The following is a 19,526-nucleotide window of genomic DNA, read 5'->3' as shown; positions in this document are numbered from 1 at the left end:
CGTGACGCGCGGCAGAGATGAGGAACAATGACCGACCCGAACGCCGGTACCCCCACCACCCCCGACGCCCCGTCGTCGGATGCGCCCACCGACCACTCCGGCGGTGACGCGACCGGTACAGCTCCGACCGGTGGGCCCAAGCCAGGTGGCGGCCCCAAGCCGGGCGGCGGACCGAAGCCCGGCGGACCGAGTTCTGCTTCTCCTCGTCCCGGCGCGCCCCGCCCCGGTGGATCGTCGGCAGCCAAGCCACACCCGACCGCCTCGCATGTGCCCACCGTCGTCCCGGCGGTCGCGCCGGCAAGCGATCCGAGCAAGTACGGCCGAGTCGACGACGACGGCACCGCGTGGGTGAACACCTCGGACGGCGAACGTCAGGTCGGATCCTGGCAAGCGGGCGACGCAGCCGAGGGCCTCGCGCATTTCGGGCGGCGTTACGACGATCTGGCCACCGAGGTCGGACTGCTCGAGGCTCGACTGACGTCGGGTACCGGGGATGCCAAGAAAACCAAGGCCGCGGCCTCTGCGCTGCTCGAGAGCCTGCCGACGGCCGCGGTGATCGGCGATCTCGATCTGCTGGCTCGCCGACTCCACGCTGTCGTCGAGCACTCCGACGCAGCAGCGGCGGTCGCCAAGCAGGAGAAGGAGCTCGAACGCGCCGAGCACACTGCGCGCAAGGAAGCCCTCGCCGCCGAGGCCGAACAGATCGGCAGCGAATCGACGCAGTGGAAGCACGCCGGGGATCGACTGCGCGAAATCCTGGACGAATGGAAGACGATCCGCGGGGTGGATCGGAAGATCGACGATGCGCTGTGGAAGCGGTACTCGAAGGCCAGGGAAAACTTCAACCGACGGCGAGGGGCGCATTTCGCCGATCTCGATCGGGAGCGCGGAGCGGCCAAGACCCGTAAGGAAGAGCTCGTCGAGCGCGCAAAGGCGTTGTCCTCGTCCACCGATTGGGGTCCCACTGCAGCTGCATTCCGAGACCTGTTGGTGGAGTGGAAGGCGTCGGGCCGAGCTCCGCGGGACGCCGACGACGCATTGTGGAAGAACTTCAAGGCCGCCCAGGACGTGTTCTTCGCGGCGCGCAACGCCGCCGCGTCGGAACGCGACGCGGAATTCGAGGCCAACGCCGAGGCCAAGGAAGCGTTGTTGGCGAAGACGCATATCGATCCGAGCAAAGACCTCGACGCTGCTCGTGCGGCGCTGCGTGATCTGCAGGACAAGTGGGATGCCATCGGCAAGGTTCCGCGCGAGAAGATGCAGGAGCTCGAAGGCAAGCTCCGCGCTATAGAGAAGTCCGTCCACGACGCAGTGGAGTCTCAGTGGCGTCGGTCCGATCCCGAGGCGGTTGCCCGCGCGGCCCAATTCCGTGAGCGCGTAGCCCAGTTCGAGGATCAAGCTGCCAAGGCGACGGCGGCAGGCAAGACCAAGGACGCCGAGCGGGCGCGTGCTCAGGCTCAGCAGTGGCGTGAATGGGCCGATGCCGCGGAGAGTGCCGTCGACGAGTTGTGACCTGCGGTGCGGGCGGCCACACGAACTCAGGGGTTCGAGTGGCCGTCCCACAGGCGCAGCTTCTGCTCACCCGACGCAGCTGCTACCCGACGCTGTTCCTGAGCGGCCAGTTGCGAGTTGGTCTTGTTCCACACGGCCTTGAGCCAGTGGAATGTCAGAGCCATCACGGCTACCCACGCGATGATGAGACCGATGCCCGGTCCGGCACCCTGAAGGTTGTCCGGAACGGTCTGCCGGGACCAGATCGAGAGCATCCCGAACACCGACGACACCGCACACCCCGCCAACGCGGCCCAGGCCAGCGCCCACATGCGAGTGACCAACGCCAGTACGGACATGACGACTCCGAAGGTCAGCACCAGCACGACGAATATTCGTGAGGGCAGGGCAATGGACTCCGCAGCTGCGGCGTCACTGCTCGAGAGCACGTCGAATCCGCTGGCCGATCCGGTATGCGGTAACGCGAACGTGACCAACAGGATCAACACGAGGCCGGCCACGACCATGGCTCGTGCGCCTGGATCGAGTTCGGTCATCACCGCCCGTTCGGCACGTTCGAGTTCCTCGGGCGATCGATCGGAGATGGGCCCACTGTCGGAGGTACTGCGGCCGCGGCCGTCGGGTTCTGTCATACCGTGCATCCTGTCTGAACCGGAAGCGGCGCCGGTGCGCCGATGGATGGAAGGCCGAGGCCGACGCCGATCGGAGCCGTTTTCGGCATGATGCCGCGTTCGTGAGCATCTCCGGCCGCGGTTCGTCGGTGCGTGAGCACTCCGGCGTCGGCGATCAGGTGGTACGGGGCCGCGGCGGTCAGTGTCGTCGTGACGACGTCGCCCGGGCGAATGTCGCCCGCCCGCTCGGCGTCGACGGCGAAGTGCACCAATCGGCCGTCTCTGGCTCGTCCGCTCATCCGATGAGTTGCGGCGTTCTTGCGCCCCTCACCGGTGGCGACGAGCAATTCGACCTCGGTTCCGATCAGGGCCTGGTTCGCGGTCAGGACGATCTCCTCCTGCAGCGCGATCAACCGCAGATACCGTTCTTGCACAACTTCTTTCGGTACCTGATCGGGCATGTCGGCCGCCGGGGTACCCGGGCGCTTGGAGTACTGGAAGGTGTACGCGTTGGCGAACTTCGCTCGCCGCACCACCTCGAGTGTCTGCTCGAAATCCTCTTCGGTCTCGCCGGGGAAGCCGACGATGATGTCGGTGGTGATGGCCGCATGCGGCATGGCCGCACGGACCTTGTCGATGATGCCCATGAACTTCGTCTGCCGGTAGGACCTCCGCATCGCCTTGAGGATTCGGTCGGATCCGGACTGCAGCGGCATGTGCAGAGTGGGACAGATGTTCGGGGTCGATGCCATCGCCTCGATGACGTCGTCGGTGAACTCGGCCGGGTGCGGAGACGTGAACCGCACTCGTTCGAGTCCGTCGATGGATCCGCACGCGGTCAGCAGCGCGGCGAACGCCCCGCGGTCGCGTGGTAGGTCGGGGTCGGCGAACGAGGCACCGTAGGCGTTGACGTTCTGCCCCAGCAGCGTCACCTCGAGCACACCCTGGTCCACCAAAGCCTGTACCTCGGCGAGTATGTCGCCCGGCCTGCGGTCGATCTCCTTGCCGCGCAGCGCCGGAACGATGCAGAAAGTGCAGGTGTTGTTGCAGCCCACCGAAATCGACACCCAACCGGCGTACGCGGACTCACGCTTGGCCGGCAGGGTGGACGGGAAGGCGTCGAGCGACTCGAGAATCTCGACCTGAGCCCGTTCGTTGTGCCGGGCGCGTTCGAGCAGTACCGGCAGTGACCCGATGTTGTGCGTACCGAAGACCACGTCCACCCACGGAGCCCTGTCCACCACGGTGTTGCGGTCCTTCTGCGCCAGGCAACCGCCGACTGCTATCTGCATGTTGGGGTTTCGCGTCTTCGCGGGCCGGAGCATGCCGAGGTTTCCGTACAGCTTGTTGTCGGCGTTCTCACGTACTGCGCACGTATTGAACACGACGAGGTCGGCGTCGGTACCGGCGTCTGCGGGCACGTAACCGGCCTCTTCGAGTAGGCCGGACAGTCGTTCGGAATCGTGAACGTTCATCTGGCACCCGTGTGTGCGCACCTCGTAGCTGCGGGCACCTGCAGCCGACGGGGCACCGGCCGTCTCGGGGTCGACGCTCTCGCGATCGGTCACGTCCACGGTCGAAACAACACTCGTTTGCACCCCTCCAGGGTACGTCCATTGCACGGGCGGACACGCCGGGGTCACGGGGCCCACCGCGGACTGTCCAGGCGCTATGCGAGCCGACAGTAAAGTTTCCATTACATAATCGAAGACTGCGGGCGAAAACGGCGGTCGGCGAGGAAACTACGCATAGGGTTTCGACCTATGACGCACGCCACCGACGCCCCGGCAGCGACACCACCGCCGGGCGCACCTTCGATGATCTCGCTCAAATCCGTCGACAAGCACTTCGGTGATCTGCACGTACTCAAGGACATCAACCTCGAAGTGCCGGCCGGCCAGGTCGTCATCGTCGTGGGTCCGTCCGGATCAGGAAAGTCGACGCTGTGCCGGACGATCAACCGGTTGGAGCCGATCGATTCCGGTGCCATCGAGGTCGACGGCGATCTACTCCCCGCCGAGGGCAAGGCCCTCGCTGCACTGCGTGCGGACGTGGGCATGGTGTTCCAGTCGTTCAACCTGTTCGCACACAAGACCATTCTGCAGAACGTCATGCTGGCACCGATGAAGGTGAGAAAGCTCAAGAAGGACGAGGCCGAGAAGAGCGCACTGGCTCTACTCGAACGCGTCGGCATCGCCAACCAGGCCGACAAGTACCCGGCTCAGCTGTCGGGTGGTCAGCAGCAGCGCGTGGCCATTGCCCGCTCACTCGCCATGAACCCCAAAGTGATGCTCTTCGACGAGCCGACCTCGGCCCTGGATCCGGAGATGGTCAACGAGGTTCTCGACGTCATGACCTCGCTGGCCAAGGAGGGCATGACCATGCTCGTCGTCACCCACGAGATGGGTTTCGCCCGCAAGGCAGGCGACCGAGTGATCTTCATGGCCGACGGTGCCGTCGTCGAGGACACCGATCCCGAAACCTTCTTCAAGTCCCCGAAGTCCGAACGCGCCAAGGACTTCCTCGGCAAGATCCTCGGTCACTGATCAGATTCACCGCTCATCCCCGTACGTACGACCTATCCGAAGGACATTCACTGTGAGAATCACCCGACCGCTTCGCCTCGGTGTCGCCCTCGCCGCTCTCGCCATCGTCGCTACCGCCTGCGGCGGCGGCGAGGAGGCCCGCACCATCTCGAGCAGCGTCGAAAGCGGCAAGCTCACCGTCGGCATCAAGTTCGACCAGCCGGGCCTCGGCCTCCGTAATCCGGACGGCTCGTTCAGCGGCTTCGACGTCGAGGTGGCCAAGTACGTCGCAGGCAAGCTCGGTGTCGACGAGGCGAACATCGAATTCAAGGAATCCCCGTCCGCGCAGCGCGAGACGCTGATCCAGAACGGTGAGGTCGACTACATCGTCGCCACCTATTCCATCACCGACACCCGCAAGGAGAAGGTCGGCTTCGCCGGGCCGTACTTCGTGGCAGGTCAGTCGCTCCTGGTGAAGCAGGACAACACCGACATCACCGGTGCCGATTCTCTCGAGGGCAAGAAGCTGTGCTCCGTCACCGGTTCCACCCCGGCACAGAACATCGCCGACGAGTACCCGGGAGTCCAGCTTCAGCCGTTCGACACCTACTCCGCGTGCGTCGAAGCACTGCGTAACGGCACTGTGGACGCCGTCACCACCGACGACATCATCCTCGCCGGTTACGCCGCTCAGTCCCCCGGTCAGTTCAAGGTGGTCGGTGAGCCCTTCACCACGGAGAACTACGGCATCGGCCTGAACAAGGACGACACCGACGGACGCAACAAGATCAACGACGCCATCGAAGAGATGGTGACCAGCGGCGCTTGGCAGCAGGCGTTCGACGAGACCGTCGGCGCGTCGGGCTACCCGCTGCCGAGCCCGCCCACCGTCGACCGCTACTGATCGACCGCTACTGATCGACCACGCCGTCGTGTCCCGCTCGTCGCGGGCGGGACACGACGGCTCGATCTCGCCGAGCCGTGAGGATCAACAAGCACCGTGAACCTATTGAGCAAGTACGGCGATCAATTGATCGACGCGTTCCTCTCGACCATTTACCTGACGTTGGCATCCCTCGTCGGTGCACTGGTCATCGGAACGATCATCGCCGCGATGCGCGTATCGCCCATTCCGATCGCGCGCGGAATTGCCGCGACGTACGTCACCATCTTTCGTAACACCCCTCTGACCCTGATCATTCTGTTCACCTCGTTCGGGCTGTACCAGACCATGGGCGTTTCTTTGGCGTCGGAGTCCTCACCGACGTCTCTCGACGACAACAACTTTCGGCTGGCAATCCTCGGTCTGAGCATCTACACGGCGTCGTTCGTGGCCGAGTCACTGCGATCGGGAATCAACACCGTCCCGGTCGGGCAGGCCGAAGCAGGCCGCTCACTGGGAATGACGTTCACCCAGAACATTTCGATCGTCGTTCTTCCTCAGGCGTTCCGCGCCGTGGTGGGCCCGCTGGGAAGCGTCGTGATCGCGTTGACGAAGAACACGACCATCGCATCGGTCATCGGCGTCGCCGAGGCGTCGTTCCTGATGAAGAACATGATCGAGAACGAGGCCGCGATCTTCGTCGTCGGCGGAATCTTCGCGCTCGGCTTCATGATCCTGACGCTCCCGACCGGGCTGCTGTTCGGCTACATCAGCAAGCGATTGGCGGTGTCATGATGAGTGATGCAGTAGCAGTTCTGTACGACGTTCCCGGACCGAAAGCGGTACTTCGATATCGCATCCTGACTGCCGTCGTCGCGGTTGTCTCGCTCGGAGTCGCGTTTCTGATCTACCGTGCCCTCGACTCCAAGGGCCAGCTCACCGCCGAAAAGTGGGATCCGTTCCTCGAATCGACAACGTGGACCACGTATCTGTTGCCCGGTATTCAGGGAACTCTGGTCGCGGCGGCATTGTCGATCGTGTTCGCACTGATTCTCGGTGCGCTCCTCGGCATCGGCCGCCTCTCGGATCACCGCGCCGTACGAATCGTCAGCGGTGCAGTCGTCGAATTGTTCCGCGCTGTCCCCGTGCTGATCCTGATGATCTTCTTGTACGCGGTGTACGCCGATTACGAGGTCTTCAAGGTCAAGTACCTGGCGTTGGCCGCCGTGGTCACCGGCCTGACTCTGTACAACGGGTCGGTGATCGCCGAGATCGTACGTGCCGGAGTCAATTCACTGCCGAAGGGTCAGCGCGAAGCCGCCTCGGCGCTGGGTATGCGCAAGAGCCAGGTCATGCTTCTGGTGCTACTCCCCCAGGCCGTCACTGCGATGCTGCCCGCCATCATCTCGCAGATGGTGGTGGCTCTGAAGGACTCGGCGCTCGGTTACGTCATCGGGTATGTCGAGGTCGTCCGCTCCGGACAACAGGTGGGCGCGTTCTACAGCAACTACCTGCCTTCGCTGATAATCGTCGCCGTCATCATGATCATCATCAACTCGGCGCTGACCAAGCTGGCCACCGTGGTCGAGCGGCGTCTCAGGTCGCGAAAGCGTAAGGGCGGCACCGCCGCTGTGGTACCGGCACTCGACGGCGGTCAAGCGGCCTGAGGTTCGCGCCGTTCAGCTGCGCACGGCAGTATGGCCCGCAACACCGATGGTGTTGCGGGCCATACTGTTTCTCGACTGCCCGGACTCGGGGTGGACGATCACATCGAATCTGGGCCGTCGAAGTCTTCCGTGTCGGCTCCTGCGCGGTCGAGTTGTTCTTTGACCACGGCGAATGCCATTCCCTGCGAGTAGCCGCGGCGGGCCAGCATCCCGACCAATTTGCGCACTACTTTGTCGCGTTCGGCTCGTGCGTCGGGTCCGTCCGGATCCGGCAGATGCAGCGTTCGGAATCGTTTGCGTACCAACTCTGCAGCACGCTGCCGCTCGTCTTCGGAATCGATCAGATCCAGGGCGTTCACGGCCAACTCGTTGCTGACGCCTTTGTTCCGCAGCTCCATGCTCAGAGCGCGCTTGCCCTTACCGGAGTACTTGTGCCGGGATTGAACCCACTGCTGCGCAAACGACTCGTCGTCGACGAGTTTCGCCTTCTCGAGTCGGTCGAGCACTGCGGTGGAAACCTCGTGGGTGAAACCCTTCTTGAACAAGCTCGCTTCGAGTTCGTGTCTGCTGCGTGCCCGGTCGGTCAGCAGCCGAAGGCAGACATCTTTCGCCTGCGCTTCGGTGCCGCCGCCGTTGTCTCGCTGCTGCACAGCGAACCCAGGTTAGAAGTCGACCGGAGCAGCTGCGGGCTCCTCAGCGGTGACATCCGCACCGATCTGCAGCTTTTCCATGATCTTCTTCTCGATTTCGTCACGCACATCGGGATTCTCGAGCATGAACTTACGAGCGTTCTCCTTGCCCTGCCCGAGCTGATCGCCGTCGTAGGTGAACCACGAGCCCGACTTCCGGATGAACCCGTGCTCGACGCCCATGTCGATCAACGAGCCTTCGCGGCTGATGCCCTTGCCGTAGATGATGTCGAACTCGGCCTGCTTGAAGGGCGGCGCGACCTTGTTCTTGACAACCTTGACACGGGTGCGGTTACCGATGGCTTCGGTTCCGTCCTTCAGCGTCTCGATCCGACGGATGTCGAGACGTACCGAGGCATAGAACTTCAGTGCCTTACCACCGGTGGTGGTTTCGGGGGAACCGAACATGACGCCGATCTTCTCGCGCAGCTGGTTGATGAAGATCACGGTGGTGCCGGAGTTGCTCATGGCACCGGTGATCTTGCGCAGCGCCTGACTCATCAGACGAGCCTGCAGACCCACGTGACTGTCACCCATCTCGCCTTCGATCTCGGCGCGCGGTACCAGTGCCGCCACAGAGTCGACGACCAGGATGTCGAGGGCACCGGAGCGGATCAGCATGTCGGCGATTTCCAGGGCCTGCTCACCGGTGTCGGGCTGCGAGACCAACAGTGCATCGGTGTCGACACCGAGCTTCTTCGCGTAGTCGGGATCGAGCGCGTGCTCGGCGTCGATGAACGCTGCGATTCCGCCGGCACGCTGAGCGCTGGCCACCGCGTGCAGAGCGACGGTGGTCTTACCCGAGGACTCCGGACCGTAGACCTCGATGACTCGGCCGCGGGGCAGACCACCGATGCCGAGTGCCACGTCGAGCGCGATCGATCCCGTGGGGATGACGGCGATGGGCTGACGGACCTCGTCGCCGAGGCGCATCACCGAACCCTTGCCGAAATTCTTGTCGATCTGCGCGAGTGCGAGATCGAGCGCTTTGTCGCGGTCGTATGCAGCCATCGTGAGCTCCCTGTGTCGTTTCGTTCAGCTGTGTCTGTCGATCAGCTTGTTGGCGGTAACGCTAGAACGGGGTACCGACAAGAAGTTCTTCGAGACCGGCCAGCAACCGTTGACATCAGCATAGGCGAACACGTGTTCGAGTCAACTACCACAGCTTTCGACACGCCGAGCAGATGCGGTGGAGCTACCAGCGTTCCTTGGGCACATCGAACTCGTAGCAGATCGACCGCCACACTTCCCGCGGGTCGACACCGTCTTCGATGGCCTGCGCGCCCGTGCGTCCGATACCGGACAACACATGATCGGCGAGCAGGGAATTGCCTCGAACGGAGCCGAACTCCTCGGTGAGCAGTTCACGAAATTCGGTCAGACGCACATCGATCAGCCTAACGCCCGCCCTCGGACTCCCTACCGGCGAGCACCTCGCGGCAGACCGAGACAGGATCTTCGACGTGATGCGCGCCTGCGGCCGCCGAGGTCGCTGCCGCCGCATGACGAGGGTCGGACAGCACGGCGGACACGGCGTCGGCAATTGCACCTGCGGTGGCGGGGCGCACCAGTACGGCACTCCCCTGCCGAGCGGCCCGGTTCGCCAGCTCCCATTGATCGCCGCCGCCCGGCACGGTGACCACTGGAACTCCGTGAATGAGCGCCTTGGCCAACATGCCGTGACCACCTCCGCACACCACGACATCGGCGCGGCGCAGCAATTCGTCCTGGCGGCCGAGCCCGGCATTCGCCCAAGTCGGCACGTGGTCGGGGCCCCCGTCGAGCACCGAGGCCACTACCCGGACGCCTGCGCCGTCCAACCCCTTCAGCGCCATCTCCAGCATTCCCTCGGTCCCGGTGAACGCCGTCGACGGGGCCACCATCACCAGCGGCGTATCGCCGGCGGGGACGTCGAGCAACTCGTCGGTGGGCTCCCACAGCAGAGGGCCCACCACATGGGCGTCCCTGGGCCAGTCGGGCCTCGGCACTTCGAGTGCGGGAATGGTGGCGATGAGCCGAGCGGCCGGCCCGGGATCGCGCGCGGGTAGTCCGATGCCCACTCGGGCGTCGGCGCGCTGTTGCTGCCCGCGGGCGATAGAGCGCGCCGTCAACGCGCGCATCACCGTATCGCGAAGACGACCCCGAACACCGCGTCCGGGCGCGAGCCCACTTCCGATGGGCGGCAACCCCTTCGATGGCGAATACAGCGGGTGGGGCGAGAGTTCGACCCAGGGAATTCCCAGTTGCTCGGCAGCCATTCCGCCTCCGGCGGTGAGAATATCGGAGACCACCAGATCCACGTTTTCGCGTTCGAGATCCGGCAACAGTTCTGTCGCGACGAAGGCTGCGCGCGAATGAATTCGCTGCCCGGCATCGAGATCGTCGTCCTCCGGTCGCGGCAGCAGGCCACCCAGTGGCAGCGTGCGAATACCGGCCGCTCTGGCGTCGCCGACCCACCGGCTTCCGGTGAACAGGACCGGATCGTCACCCGCCCGCTCGAACAACAGCGACAAGGCGATAGCGGGAAACGCATGTCCTGGGTCCGGGCCGGCCACCACTGCTACTCGCACGCGCCCAGCGTGCCACATCGCCGCGCTGGACGATCACCGATCGTGCCGGGCAGCGGTGCCGACGGTCAGGCTTTGTCGGGACGAAGGTAGGCGTCGACGGCGTCCGCCATCTGACGTACCACCTCGCCACCCGGTACCCGTTCGGACACCATCTCGGCGGACTGGACGGCAGATTGGACCATGAGCAGGACGAGCGTTGCCAGGGTATTCGGATCCCCGTCACGGATCGACGAATCACGTTGTCCGGCTTCGACAAGACGCGCCACCGCATCGATGATCAACGATTGGCTGGTACCGAGGCGGTGCAGAATGTAGGTCGCGAGCACATCCGAGTCCGACCGCAGAATCTTGACGAACAACGGATGTTGCCTTATTCGATCTCCCGCCTGAACCACAGCAGAGACGATTTGCTCACGACCGGACGCGGTGGCGTCGAAGTCCGGGATCAGGGCAGCGATCTCACGAGTGAGCAGGCTCGACACCACCGCTCGGGTATCGGCCCACCGCCGGTACACCGTGGGCCTGCTGACTTTGGCGCGGCGTGCTATTTCGGCGAGGGTCGTGCGCTTGACCCCTCGTTCGAGGATGCACGAGCGCGCGGCGTCGAGAACGGTGTCTTCCACCGACTTGTCGGGTGCAGCCGCCGGGGCGAGTTCGATCGAGGCGGGAGTCGACACCTGCTGCTCGATCACAGATCACCTTTCGCACAACGGCCGGAAGTTAGATACTTCACTCGGAAACATTTCGTGTCGTTACTATACCTCACAGTAACAGCGACACCATGTTGCACAACCGCCCACAGCCCGTCCGGCCGTCTCCTTCGGCGACATGCCCGCGTGTCGATCACGCCGCCGACCTGCACAGGAACCGTCGCCCCTGGCAAACTGATCGAGTGACCGACGAATTCGAGTTTTCGTGACGCGATCGGTGACCGTTCTGACCAATCCGACGGCCGGGGGTGGTCGAGCCGTTCACGCATCGCGGCGCGCCGTGACGCATCTACGCGAGCGTCGACTGAGCGTTACGACGATCGAGGGCCGCACCGCGGGTGAATCGCTGGAGTTGCTGAAGAAGGCCGTCGGGAGCGGAACGGATGCCGTCGTTGCCGTGGGGGGCGACGGGCTCGTCAATCTCGCGCTGCAGGTGATCGCCGGAACCGGTACCCCACTCGGCCTGATTCCTGCGGGCACCGGCAACGACTTGGCTCGGGCGCTCGGCATCCCCCTCGACGATGTCACTCGCGCAGCGGATCTCGTTGTCGACGGCGTCGTCAGGTCGATAGATCTCGGTCGGGTCGGGACGCGCTGGTTCGGCACGGTCCTGTCGAGCGGCTTCGATTCATTGGTCACCGAGCGCGCCGGTCGGCTGCGCTGGCTCGGCGGTCCACTGCGGTACAACGCGGCCATGGTACTGCAGTTGGCCGCCCTCGAAACGCTCTCGTACACAATAGAATTGGATGATGTCGAGCTACACCTGGATGCCGTACTCGTCGCTGTCGGAAACAGCAGCAGCTACGGCGGTGGCATGGCCATCTGCCCGACCGCGCGCGTGGACGACGGCCTGTTCGACATCACCGTCGTGCGGGATGTGAGTCGAACGCGACTGCTCGCGCTGTCGCCGACCCTGTATCGAGGTGCCCACGTCGACCTTCCGGAGGTCGAGGTCTACAGGGCCCGGAACGTGACCGTGCACTGCGACGGCATGGTGGCCTACGCAGACGGCGAACGCGTCGCGGACCTGCCCGTCACGATCGAATGCGTGCCACGCGCGTTGCGAGTGTTCGTCGAAGCGGGTTCCCCACTGCGCACGTAACGCGGGCAGCAGTCAGTATTTCAGCGACGAACGGTCGTGACCGGAGGAGATGGCTTTGTACAGCCACACCAGCCCGAAGACGATCGCCCCGGCCACGACCAACCAGAACAAGCCCTTGATGATGCTGCCCAGCAAGGCAAGTGCGATCCAGACGAGAACGATGAATCCGAGAATCTTCCAGAACATGAACGGCTCCTACCGTATGACGCGCACCGGGTCGTATCGCGTTATGTCGATACTGGCAGCCGACCACGGCGAACACATCGGGGTGAACCCTGATCTTCTCACCGGTGTCGTGACCGGATTTCGTCGAGTTCGGTGAGCGCGTCGGCCCACCCTTGCAGTCGATCGGTGGCAGACAACAATTCTCGGCGATGCGAGTCCACCACGTTCTTCGACGTGGACCCGGCCGGTCCGGTCATCCGGGCTGCAGCGGCGACGAGATCCTCGTACTGATTCACTCCGGCAGCGAGATCGCTTGCCGCAGCCTCGATTCCGGGCCGTAGATGCGTGCGTGTCGATGCGCTTGCCGCTCCCGCACGTTCGAGGGCCGCAATGTCGACGGCAACACCGTCCAAGCCCCGCACCGCGTCCGAGGCAACGCCGATCATCTCTTCGACGTCCTCTGCGGCGATGGTGCCCGATCGCGCCAGAATTCCGAGGAGCTCGAACAGACTCTGCTCTGCGCCCGCCAATCGTGACATCGGCTCGAATGCGGCGGATCCACGCTGCGGTAACGAACGCCTGCCGGGCACTCCCACCGGAACCGGTTGACCTCGTAGTCGCCGCAAACGACCGAATGCGAACACCGCAGGCACAGCCAAGAGCGCGGCAGAACCACCGCCGACGAACAGAGTCCATTCCGGAGCCGACAACGCAGCTATTCCCGCAGTACTCACCGCAGTGGTCGTCGACGCGGCCCCGAATCTGATACTTCGCCGGCGAGCCCGTCGAATCTTCTTCAGGTGCTTGACACGTGGGTCCTTGCGACGACCGGCGGCATCGAGCAATGAGGTTCCGGCGGCCCGCGCTGTCTCGGCCAGCGACCGGACCACCGCTCCGGATTCGGCGACGGCGGCTGTCACCGCCTCCCTGTCCAGCGAAACGGCCGGCCGCTTACGCGACCGGCCGGGTTCGTGATTCTTGTTGCTCATGTGTCGGAACTACTGTCTACTCGAACGAACTTCGCGTTCGGTCGATCACGCCTGGGCTGGAGGCTCGGGCGTTGTGTCCGGAGCTTTGGCGATCGACGGCTTGGCGGCGGAATTACCCGTGGGCAGCGAGTCCCCGGCCATGGAAGCGCGGATCTGCTCGAGCCGGCTGTGACCGGCCATCTGCACAGATGCCTGCTGAACTTCGAGCATGCGTCCGGACACGGAATTCTGAGCGAGCTCGGCGGAACCGAGCGCGTCTGCATATCGACGCTCGATCTTGTCGCGCACCGCATCGAGACTCGGAGTGTTTCCCGGTGCCGACAACGTGCTGTCCATCGAGCGCAGCGACTCGCTGACCTTCTCCTGCATCTTCGCCTGCTCGAGCTGGCTGAGCAGTTTCGTGCGCTCGGCGACCTTGGACTGCAGGGCCATGGCATTCTGCTCGACGGCCTTCTTGGCCTGTGTGGCGGCCTGCAGAGACTGGTCGTGCAGGACCTTGAGATCCTCGACGCTCTGCTCGGCGGTCACGAGCTGAGCCGCGAACGCCTCGGCCGCGTTGGTGTACTGCGTGGCCTTCTCGACGTCACCTGCAGTAGCAGCCTGATCGGCCAGCGTGACGGCCTGACGCGCGTTGGCGTTGAGCTTCTCGACCTCGTCCAACTGCCTGCTGAGCTTCATTTCGAGCTGACGCTGATTGCCGATGACGGACGCGGCCTGCTGAGACAGCGCCTGGTGCTGCCGCTGCGCATCTTCGATCGCCTGCTGAATCTGAACCTTGGGGTCGGCCTTCTCGTCGATCTTGGAATTGAAGAGGGCCATCATGTATTTCCAGGCCTTGACGAAAGGATTAGCCATGGGGTGGTCCTGCCTCCATCTGTTGCGCCGCGGTGGCCGCGTGCGGGTCGGCTGCTGTCGCAGTGACCGAAATGAACTTGTCAGTGCAGTGAAGTACGGGTGACTCGGTGGGGCCGGCAGCCGACATCGGCTACTCGATCGATCTTAGGCGGCGGCAAGAGCTCTGGCAGCAGGTGCCGGGATCACGACCCGCGTATCACCGTCGATGCGGGTGGCCACAGCCGATTCCTCGGAACGCACAGCAGCAGTGGATGCATCCGACAGCGTGACGCTCACGTCGCTCATCACATCGGACAGAGGCACGGCCAGGGCATCGCAGATCGCAGCGAGAAGTTCGCTCGACGCTTCCTTCCGGCCACGTTCCACCTCGGAGAGGTAGCCGAGGCTCACGCGCGCGGTGTTGGAGACTTCACGCAGGGTGCGGCTCTGTGCGACGCGAGTACGCCGCAAACTGTCGCCGAGTGCTTCACGCAATAGCAGCGCCATCTCGCTCCTCCTCGTTGGTGCTGATGCCGACGACCGTGCCGTCGAGACGACCACGTTCGTATCGTTCGCTCGAAGCCGTCGTAGGGTCAACGTCCCAGCCGGTCCGATTGGTTCCCGACCCTATATGTCCGTCGCCTCCGACACGCGCCGAAGGGGCTCCGACACGGCTGTCAGAACTGTAACTTCCCGCATCGCTTCGTGGACGCCCGTCGAATGCACTCACACCGAGGACACACCCCGGCGCAGCCGAATCGCCTGAACCACGTAGTCCATACCGGTGTACACGGTCAGCAGAACCGCCAGAGCCATCAGCGCCATCGCCACCGGATCGACTGCGCTGGGCAGCGGACACAGGTACACGCCGATCGCGAAGGTCTGAACCAGCGTCTTGACCTTGCCGCCACGACCGGCCGGAATGACCCCGTGCCGAATGACGGCGAAACGAACCGCGGTGATGCCTATCTCGCGTACCCCGATGATCGCCGTCACCCACCAGGACAGATCACCCAATATCGACAGTCCGACAAGGGCAGCGCCGATCAGCGCCTTGTCGGCGATGGGGTCGGCCATCTTCCCGAAATCGGTGACGAGTCCGTACTTGCGGGCGAGTTGGCCGTCGATCCGGTCCGTGATGGCCGCTGCGGCGAAGATCGCCGTCGCCGCCAACCGCCACGAGGTGTCCTGACCGTCACCGACGAAGAGCGCCGCAAGGAAAACGGGCACCAGAGCGATGCGCAGCACGGTCAGCACATTGGCGATGTTGAGCAGCGGGACGGCGTCCGATCCTCCGGGTGCAGCGTTGCCGTGCGGCAGCCCTGCACTGCGCGAAGCACCGCCGGGCGGGACACCGCGGCCCGGCACGGTCGGCCCGGTCACGAAGACCCTCTTCGGTCGCGGACCGGGCATTCGATGGCATGTCGGCGTTTGCGCAGCACCGACCCGTCGAGACGGGGACACTGCTCGCTGAACGACACACGGAAAGTTTATCGGTTGCATCGGTGACTACTGTTCACCACATGACTTCTGGGCCGAATCGGGCGAGTCGCGACACCGCCGATCCCGAATCCGACGAGTATTCCGACACCGTGGACGGCAAGTCCGTCGGCGACGCCACCCTGGTCGTGCGTCGAGCCCGAACCTCCGACATTCCCGAGATCAAGCGGCTGATCGACATCTACGCGGGTCGAATCCTGCTCGAGAAGAACCTGGTGACGCTGTACGAGGCAGTGCAGGAATTCTGGATTGCCGAACGCGCCGGTGAGGTCATCGGATGCGGAGCACTGCACGTGCTCTGGGCGGACCTGGGTGAGGTACGCACGGTGGCGGTCGACCCCGCAGCCAAGGGGCACGGAGCCGGTCATCTGATCGTTGCCAAACTCATCGAGGTGGCACGCGAGCTGGCGCTGCAGAAGGTGTTCGTGTTGACCTTCGAGGTGGACTTCTTCGCCCGGCACGGGTTCTCCGAGATCGAGGGAACGCCCGTCACTGCCGAGGTCTACGCGGAAATGTGCCGGTCCTACGACACCGGCGTCGCAGAGTTCCTCGACCTGAGCTACGTCAAGCCGAACACGTTGGGCAACACGCGCATGCTGCTTTCGCTCTGACAGAATTCTCCGGACACCCCTCGAATCCGGAAGTGAGCTCCATGCCCCTGATCGCCGTCACTTACACGTACTCCCCCACGACCACCGAGGGCCGCGACACCCATCGCGCGGCACACCGGGCGTGGCTGGCCGACTTGTTGGAGAAGAAGACTCTCGTCTCCAGTGGGCGGTTCGCCGACGACAGCGGCGCTCTGCTGCTCGTCGAGGGCACCGACGCTGCATCCGTGGAATCATTGTTCGCGCAGGATCCGTTCGCCGTCGAAAACCTCATCGAGTCGGCCGACTTCCACGAATGGACACCGGTCATGGGCGCGTTCACGGCCTGAGCCCGCCCGTCCACCCGTTCCCGTGAATGGACCATTGCACCGCCCAGACGGCTGTGCAATGGTCCATTCACGCAGGTGCAGGGCCCGTCAGAACTCCTCGGACGCCGGCTGCTCGTCCGGGTCCCCGCCCTTGATGGACCACAGCAATCCGTCGAGTTCGTCGGGCTTGACGAGTACCTCGCGGGCTTTCGATCCCTCGCTCGGACCCACGACGCCGCGGTTCTCCATGAGGTCCATCAGTCGTCCTGCCTTGGCGAATCCGACGCGTAGCTTGCGTTGGAGCATCGACGTCGAGCCGAACTGGCTGGTGACGACCAGCTCGACGGCCTGCAGCAGCACGTCGAGGTCGTCGCCTATGTCGGGATCGACGTCCTTCTTGTCCGAGACCTTCGCGGCGGTGACGGTGTCGTTGTACTCGGGCTCGGCCTGGTTCTTGGCGAAGTCGACAACGGCCGAGATTTCCTCGTCGGTGATGAACGCACCCTGCAGACGCGTCGGCTTGCCCGCACCCATCGGCAGGAAGAGCGCGTCGCCCATGCCGATCAGTTTTTCGGCTCCGGGCTGATCGAGGATGACTCGTGAGTCGGTCAACGACGACGTCGCGAACGCCAGACGCGAGGGCACGTTGGTCTTGATCAGACCGGTGACGACGTCGACGGACGGACGCTGCGTGGCGAGCACCAGGTGGATACCTGCCGCGCGCGCCTTCTGGGTGATGCGCACGATCGCTTCCTCGACGTCGCGAGGAGCCGTCATCATCAGGTCCGCAAGCTCGTCCACGATGGCGAGGATGTAGGGATACGGCCGGTAGACGCGCTCGCTGCCCAACGGCGCGGTGATCTCGCCGGACCGCACCTTCTTGTTGAAGTCGTCGATGTGCCGGACCTTGTTGATCTGCATGTCCTGGTAGCGCTGCTCCATCTCCTCGACGAGCCAGGCCAGGGCCGCGGCAGCCTTCTTCGGCTGCGTGATGATCGGCGTGATGAGGTGTGGGATGCCCTCGTACGGCGTCAACTCGACCATCTTCGGGTCGATCAGAATCATCCGGACCTCGTCGGGTGTCGCACGTGCCAGCAGCGACACGAGCATCGAGTTCACGAAGCTCGATTTACCGGAACCGGTGGATCCCGCCACCAGCAGGTGCGGCATCTTCGCGAGGTTGGCGCTGACGAAGTCGCCCTCGATGTCCTTGCCGAGGCCGATCACCAGAGGGTGGTGATCCTTGCGTGTCGACGGGGCGGTCAGCACGTCGGCCAGGCGGACCATCTCGCGATCCGAGTTCGGCACCTCGATACCGACGGCGGACTTGCCGGGGATCGGGGCGAGCAATCGCACGTTGTCGGTCGCGACCGCGTAGGCGATGTTGCGAGCCAGCGCAGTGATCTTCTCGACCTTGACGCCCGGTCCGAGCTCCACCTCGTAGCGGGTGACCGTCGGTCCGCGAGTGAATCCGGTGACCGCGGCGTCGATCTTGAACTGTTCGAGTACCTCGGAGATGGCCTCGATCATGGCGTCGTTCGCCTGGCTGCGCGTCTTGGGCGGATCGCCGTCGATGAGCAGTGACAGCGACGGCAGTGTGTAGTCGCCGTCGACGACGCGATCGACGACGATCTTGTCGTCGTCGGCAGCCGGCTTGGGTTCGGCGGCCTTGACGATCGGCTTGGGCTTCGGCCGCGGGGGCGCGGCAGGCTCGGGTACCGGGACCGGGGCGGCCGCGGCAGGCGTCATGACCTCGGTGGGGGCCTCCGGTGCCGGTGCAGGCGTCTTGCGTGCGCGTGTTGGCTTGACGACCGGGATGTACTCCTCGGTCGGGTAGTTGTCGTACGGGTCGGTGGTGCCGTGCACCGGGTATCCGTCGGCGTCGAAGTTCGAGTCGTAGTCTCCGTAGCCCTCGTCACCGAATTCCGAACCGAAATCGGCCGGGTCGTACTCGTCGTATTCGTCGCCTCGACTGTCGGTACCGAACAGTGCCCGCATTCGGTCCGGTACGTCTCGTACCGTGGTGCCGGTGAGCAGCAGCACGCCGAACAGGCCGGCGAGCAGCAGCAACGGTACGGCGAGCCACACCGTCAGGCCGTCGGCGATGGGTCCGCCGGCGACGTAGCCGACGAAGCCCGCTCCCTCTGACCGACCGGTGGCGTCGGTCGGTGACCCCGCCGCCATGTGCCAGAGCCCGAGAATGGGCAAGCCCAGCAGTATCGAACCCAGAACCAGGCGTGGTCTGACGTCCGGGCGAGGCTCCGAACGCATCAGCACGACGGCGATCGCGACCCCCAGCACGGGCGCGACGTATCCGGCATCGCCGATGACGGCACGGATCGCTACCTCGATCCACTCACCGACCGGCCCGCCGGCACTGAACCACACACTTGCGGCGACGACGACACTGACGGCGATCAGCCCGAGGGCGATTCCGTCACGACGGTGTCCGTGCTCGATGTCCGCAGCCTTGCTGACGGTGCGTGTCGTGGCACCGACACCTCGGGCCGCCATCGACCACGTGGACGCGATTCCGCGACCGATCGCGTCGAGCGCACCGCGGGACTTCTTCTTCGCGGGGGGTCGCCGCGACGCCGCACCTCTCGCGGGTCCCTTGCCGCGAGACGATGCGCTTGCCCGGGTGGTCGCCGGGTTGCGCGGTGCGGTGGGCTTCTTCGGTGTCGTGACGGTTCGAGCCGTGCGGCCGGTACCGGACTTACGAGAGGTACTGGACGCGCGCGAGGATCCGGACCCGCTGGATCCGGCCCTGGCGGTGGAGGTGCTGGTCTTTCCTGCCATGCCCCCAGGCTAGTCGCAACAGCCCCGTCGAAACCATCCGCAACACCAGTAACA

The 19,526-nt window shown here is 64.5% G+C and carries 21 protein-coding genes; 8 read left to right on the top strand and 13 right to left on the bottom strand.

The annotated features are described in order from the left end of the window. The first annotated feature begins 27 nt into the window (after positions 1–27). Positions 28–1,512: a DUF349 domain-containing protein gene (locus E4P29_RS09860; protein ID WP_135044140.1), complete on the top strand. Its 1,485-nt coding sequence runs from the start codon at positions 28–30 to the stop codon at positions 1,510–1,512. A 26-nt stretch (positions 1,513–1,538) separates the two neighbouring features. Here E4P29_RS09860 and E4P29_RS09855 read toward each other — a convergent pair whose 3' ends face one another. Together E4P29_RS09855 and miaB are read right to left on the bottom strand one after the other, a co-directional pair. Then, on the bottom strand, positions 1,539–2,144 hold the full coding sequence (locus E4P29_RS09855) for a hypothetical protein (protein ID WP_209205353.1): 606 nt from the start codon (positions 2,142–2,144) through the stop codon (positions 1,539–1,541). Then, positions 2,141–3,691, bottom strand: a complete 1,551-nt coding sequence (gene miaB / locus E4P29_RS09850; protein WP_135044284.1) for a tRNA (N6-isopentenyl adenosine(37)-C2)-methylthiotransferase MiaB — start codon at positions 3,689–3,691, stop codon at positions 2,141–2,143. The genes E4P29_RS09855 and miaB overlap by 4 nt, the downstream gene beginning before the upstream one ends. A 249-nt stretch (positions 3,692–3,940) precedes the next feature. On the opposite strand from miaB, the gene E4P29_RS09845 reads away from it, so the two are divergent. From E4P29_RS09845 to E4P29_RS09830, 4 genes are all read left to right on the top strand, one after another. Next, positions 3,941–4,669: an amino acid ABC transporter ATP-binding protein gene (locus E4P29_RS09845; protein WP_174557262.1), complete on the top strand. Its 729-nt coding sequence runs from the start codon at positions 3,941–3,943 to the stop codon at positions 4,667–4,669. Positions 4,670–4,721: 52 nt separating this feature from the next. Continuing rightward, complete coding sequence (locus E4P29_RS09840; protein ID WP_135044138.1) at positions 4,722–5,552, top strand: glutamate ABC transporter substrate-binding protein; 831 nt, start codon at positions 4,722–4,724, stop codon at positions 5,550–5,552. Positions 5,553–5,648: 96 nt separating this feature from the next. Next, complete coding sequence (locus E4P29_RS09835) at positions 5,649–6,326, top strand: amino acid ABC transporter permease (protein ID WP_027496837.1); 678 nt, start codon at positions 5,649–5,651, stop codon at positions 6,324–6,326. Further along, positions 6,326–7,198, top strand: coding sequence for an amino acid ABC transporter permease (locus tag E4P29_RS09830; protein WP_135044136.1), 873 nt, complete (start codon positions 6,326–6,328; stop codon positions 7,196–7,198). The genes E4P29_RS09835 and E4P29_RS09830 overlap by 1 nt, the downstream gene beginning before the upstream one ends. A 98-nt stretch (positions 7,199–7,296) precedes the next feature. On the opposite strand, the gene E4P29_RS09825 is transcribed toward E4P29_RS09830, so the two are convergent. The 5 genes from E4P29_RS09825 to E4P29_RS09805 all read right to left on the bottom strand — a co-directional run bounded on the left by E4P29_RS09825 (position 7,297) and on the right by E4P29_RS09805 (position 11,116). After that, a complete protein-coding gene (locus E4P29_RS09825) occupies positions 7,297–7,848 on the bottom strand; it encodes a regulatory protein RecX (RefSeq protein WP_135044134.1) in 552 nt (183 codons plus the stop codon). Between the two features lie 12 nt (positions 7,849–7,860). After that, entirely contained in the window at positions 7,861–8,898 is a 1,038-nt protein-coding gene (gene recA, locus E4P29_RS09820) for a recombinase RecA (protein WP_135044132.1), read from the bottom strand. A gap of 184 nt (positions 8,899–9,082) precedes the next feature. After that, positions 9,083–9,274 carry a DUF3046 domain-containing protein gene (locus E4P29_RS09815; RefSeq protein WP_027496833.1) on the bottom strand — a complete coding sequence of 64 codons (192 nt, stop codon included), beginning with the start codon at positions 9,272–9,274 and terminating at the stop codon, positions 9,083–9,085. A 10-nt stretch (positions 9,275–9,284) separates the two neighbouring features. Further along, entirely contained in the window at positions 9,285–10,457 is a 1,173-nt protein-coding gene (locus tag E4P29_RS09810; RefSeq protein WP_209205352.1) for a nucleotide disphospho-sugar-binding domain-containing protein, read from the bottom strand. A 65-nt stretch (positions 10,458–10,522) separates the two neighbouring features. After that, on the bottom strand, positions 10,523–11,116 hold the full coding sequence (locus E4P29_RS09805; RefSeq protein ID WP_135044282.1) for a TetR/AcrR family transcriptional regulator: 594 nt from the start codon (positions 11,114–11,116) through the stop codon (positions 10,523–10,525). 256 nt (positions 11,117–11,372) lie between these two features. On the opposite strand from E4P29_RS09805, the gene E4P29_RS09800 reads away from it, so the two are divergent. Continuing rightward, positions 11,373–12,269, top strand: a complete 897-nt coding sequence (locus E4P29_RS09800) for a diacylglycerol kinase (RefSeq protein WP_135044128.1) — start codon at positions 11,373–11,375, stop codon at positions 12,267–12,269. 12 nt (positions 12,270–12,281) lie between these two features. Here the strand turns inward: E4P29_RS09800 and E4P29_RS25915 are convergent, their stop codons facing one another. The 5 genes from E4P29_RS25915 to pgsA all read right to left on the bottom strand — a co-directional run bounded on the left by E4P29_RS25915 (position 12,282) and on the right by pgsA (position 15,577). Beyond that, positions 12,282–12,455, bottom strand: a complete 174-nt coding sequence (locus tag E4P29_RS25915; RefSeq protein WP_027496829.1) for a hypothetical protein — start codon at positions 12,453–12,455, stop codon at positions 12,282–12,284. 98 nt (positions 12,456–12,553) lie between these two features. Next, positions 12,554–13,423: a hypothetical protein gene (locus tag E4P29_RS09795; protein ID WP_245154240.1), complete on the bottom strand. Its 870-nt coding sequence runs from the start codon at positions 13,421–13,423 to the stop codon at positions 12,554–12,556. 45 nt (positions 13,424–13,468) lie between these two features. Continuing rightward, the gene (locus E4P29_RS09790) at positions 13,469–14,278 is read right to left on the bottom strand and encodes a PspA/IM30 family protein (RefSeq protein WP_135044126.1); all 810 of its coding nucleotides are present in this window, start codon (positions 14,276–14,278) and stop codon (positions 13,469–13,471) included. A 144-nt stretch (positions 14,279–14,422) separates the two neighbouring features. Continuing rightward, the gene (locus tag E4P29_RS09785) at positions 14,423–14,764 is read right to left on the bottom strand and encodes a helix-turn-helix transcriptional regulator (protein ID WP_135044124.1); all 342 of its coding nucleotides are present in this window, start codon (positions 14,762–14,764) and stop codon (positions 14,423–14,425) included. Positions 14,765–14,983: 219 nt separating this feature from the next. Further along, the gene (pgsA, locus tag E4P29_RS09780) at positions 14,984–15,577 is read right to left on the bottom strand and encodes a CDP-diacylglycerol--glycerol-3-phosphate 3-phosphatidyltransferase (protein ID WP_135044278.1); all 594 of its coding nucleotides are present in this window, start codon (positions 15,575–15,577) and stop codon (positions 14,984–14,986) included. Positions 15,578–15,780: 203 nt separating this feature from the next. On the opposite strand from pgsA, the gene E4P29_RS09775 reads away from it, so the two are divergent. Then, the gene (locus tag E4P29_RS09775) at positions 15,781–16,368 is read left to right on the top strand and encodes an amino-acid N-acetyltransferase (protein ID WP_245154239.1); all 588 of its coding nucleotides are present in this window, start codon (positions 15,781–15,783) and stop codon (positions 16,366–16,368) included. Positions 16,369–16,409: 41 nt separating this feature from the next. Then, complete coding sequence (locus tag E4P29_RS09770) at positions 16,410–16,694, top strand: YciI family protein (protein WP_135044275.1); 285 nt, start codon at positions 16,410–16,412, stop codon at positions 16,692–16,694. An 87-nt stretch (positions 16,695–16,781) separates the two neighbouring features. Here E4P29_RS09770 and E4P29_RS09765 read toward each other — a convergent pair whose 3' ends face one another. Then, the gene (locus E4P29_RS09765; RefSeq protein ID WP_209205351.1) at positions 16,782–19,472 is read right to left on the bottom strand and encodes a DNA translocase FtsK; all 2,691 of its coding nucleotides are present in this window, start codon (positions 19,470–19,472) and stop codon (positions 16,782–16,784) included. Positions 19,473–19,526: the final 54 nt, after the last annotated feature.

The sequence above is a fragment of the Rhodococcus sp. 1R11 genome (assembly GCF_004563845.1).
GTDB lineage: Bacteria > Actinomycetota > Actinomycetes > Mycobacteriales > Mycobacteriaceae > Rhodococcoides.
Note: the sequence above shows the minus strand (reverse complement) of the source record. Positions and strands in the feature narration are given on the sequence as shown.

Excerpts from the sequence above, each read along its gene's own strand:
- E4P29_RS09860 (WP_135044140.1), top strand. The coding sequence starts at position 28 with ATGACCGACCCGAACGCCGGTACCCCCACCACCCCCGACGCCCCGTCG.
- E4P29_RS09765 (WP_209205351.1), bottom strand. The coding sequence starts at position 19,472 with ATGGCAGGAAAGACCAGCACCTCCACCGCCAGGGCCGGATCCAGCGGG.
- E4P29_RS09855 (WP_209205353.1), bottom strand. The coding sequence starts at position 2,144 with ATGACAGAACCCGACGGCCGCGGCCGCAGTACCTCCGACAGTGGGCCC.
- E4P29_RS09795 (WP_245154240.1), bottom strand. The coding sequence starts at position 13,423 with ATGAGCAACAAGAATCACGAACCCGGCCGGTCGCGTAAGCGGCCGGCC.
- recA (WP_135044132.1), bottom strand. The coding sequence starts at position 8,898 with ATGGCTGCATACGACCGCGACAAAGCGCTCGATCTCGCACTCGCGCAG.
- E4P29_RS09775 (WP_245154239.1), top strand. The coding sequence starts at position 15,781 with ATGACTTCTGGGCCGAATCGGGCGAGTCGCGACACCGCCGATCCCGAA.
- E4P29_RS09845 (WP_174557262.1), top strand. The coding sequence starts at position 3,941 with ATGATCTCGCTCAAATCCGTCGACAAGCACTTCGGTGATCTGCACGTA.
- E4P29_RS09830 (WP_135044136.1), top strand. The coding sequence starts at position 6,326 with ATGAGTGATGCAGTAGCAGTTCTGTACGACGTTCCCGGACCGAAAGCG.
- E4P29_RS25915 (WP_027496829.1), bottom strand. The coding sequence starts at position 12,455 with ATGTTCTGGAAGATTCTCGGATTCATCGTTCTCGTCTGGATCGCACTT.
- E4P29_RS09785 (WP_135044124.1), bottom strand. The coding sequence starts at position 14,764 with ATGGCGCTGCTATTGCGTGAAGCACTCGGCGACAGTTTGCGGCGTACT.
- E4P29_RS09790 (WP_135044126.1), bottom strand. The coding sequence starts at position 14,278 with ATGGCTAATCCTTTCGTCAAGGCCTGGAAATACATGATGGCCCTCTTC.
- E4P29_RS09770 (WP_135044275.1), top strand. The coding sequence starts at position 16,410 with ATGCCCCTGATCGCCGTCACTTACACGTACTCCCCCACGACCACCGAG.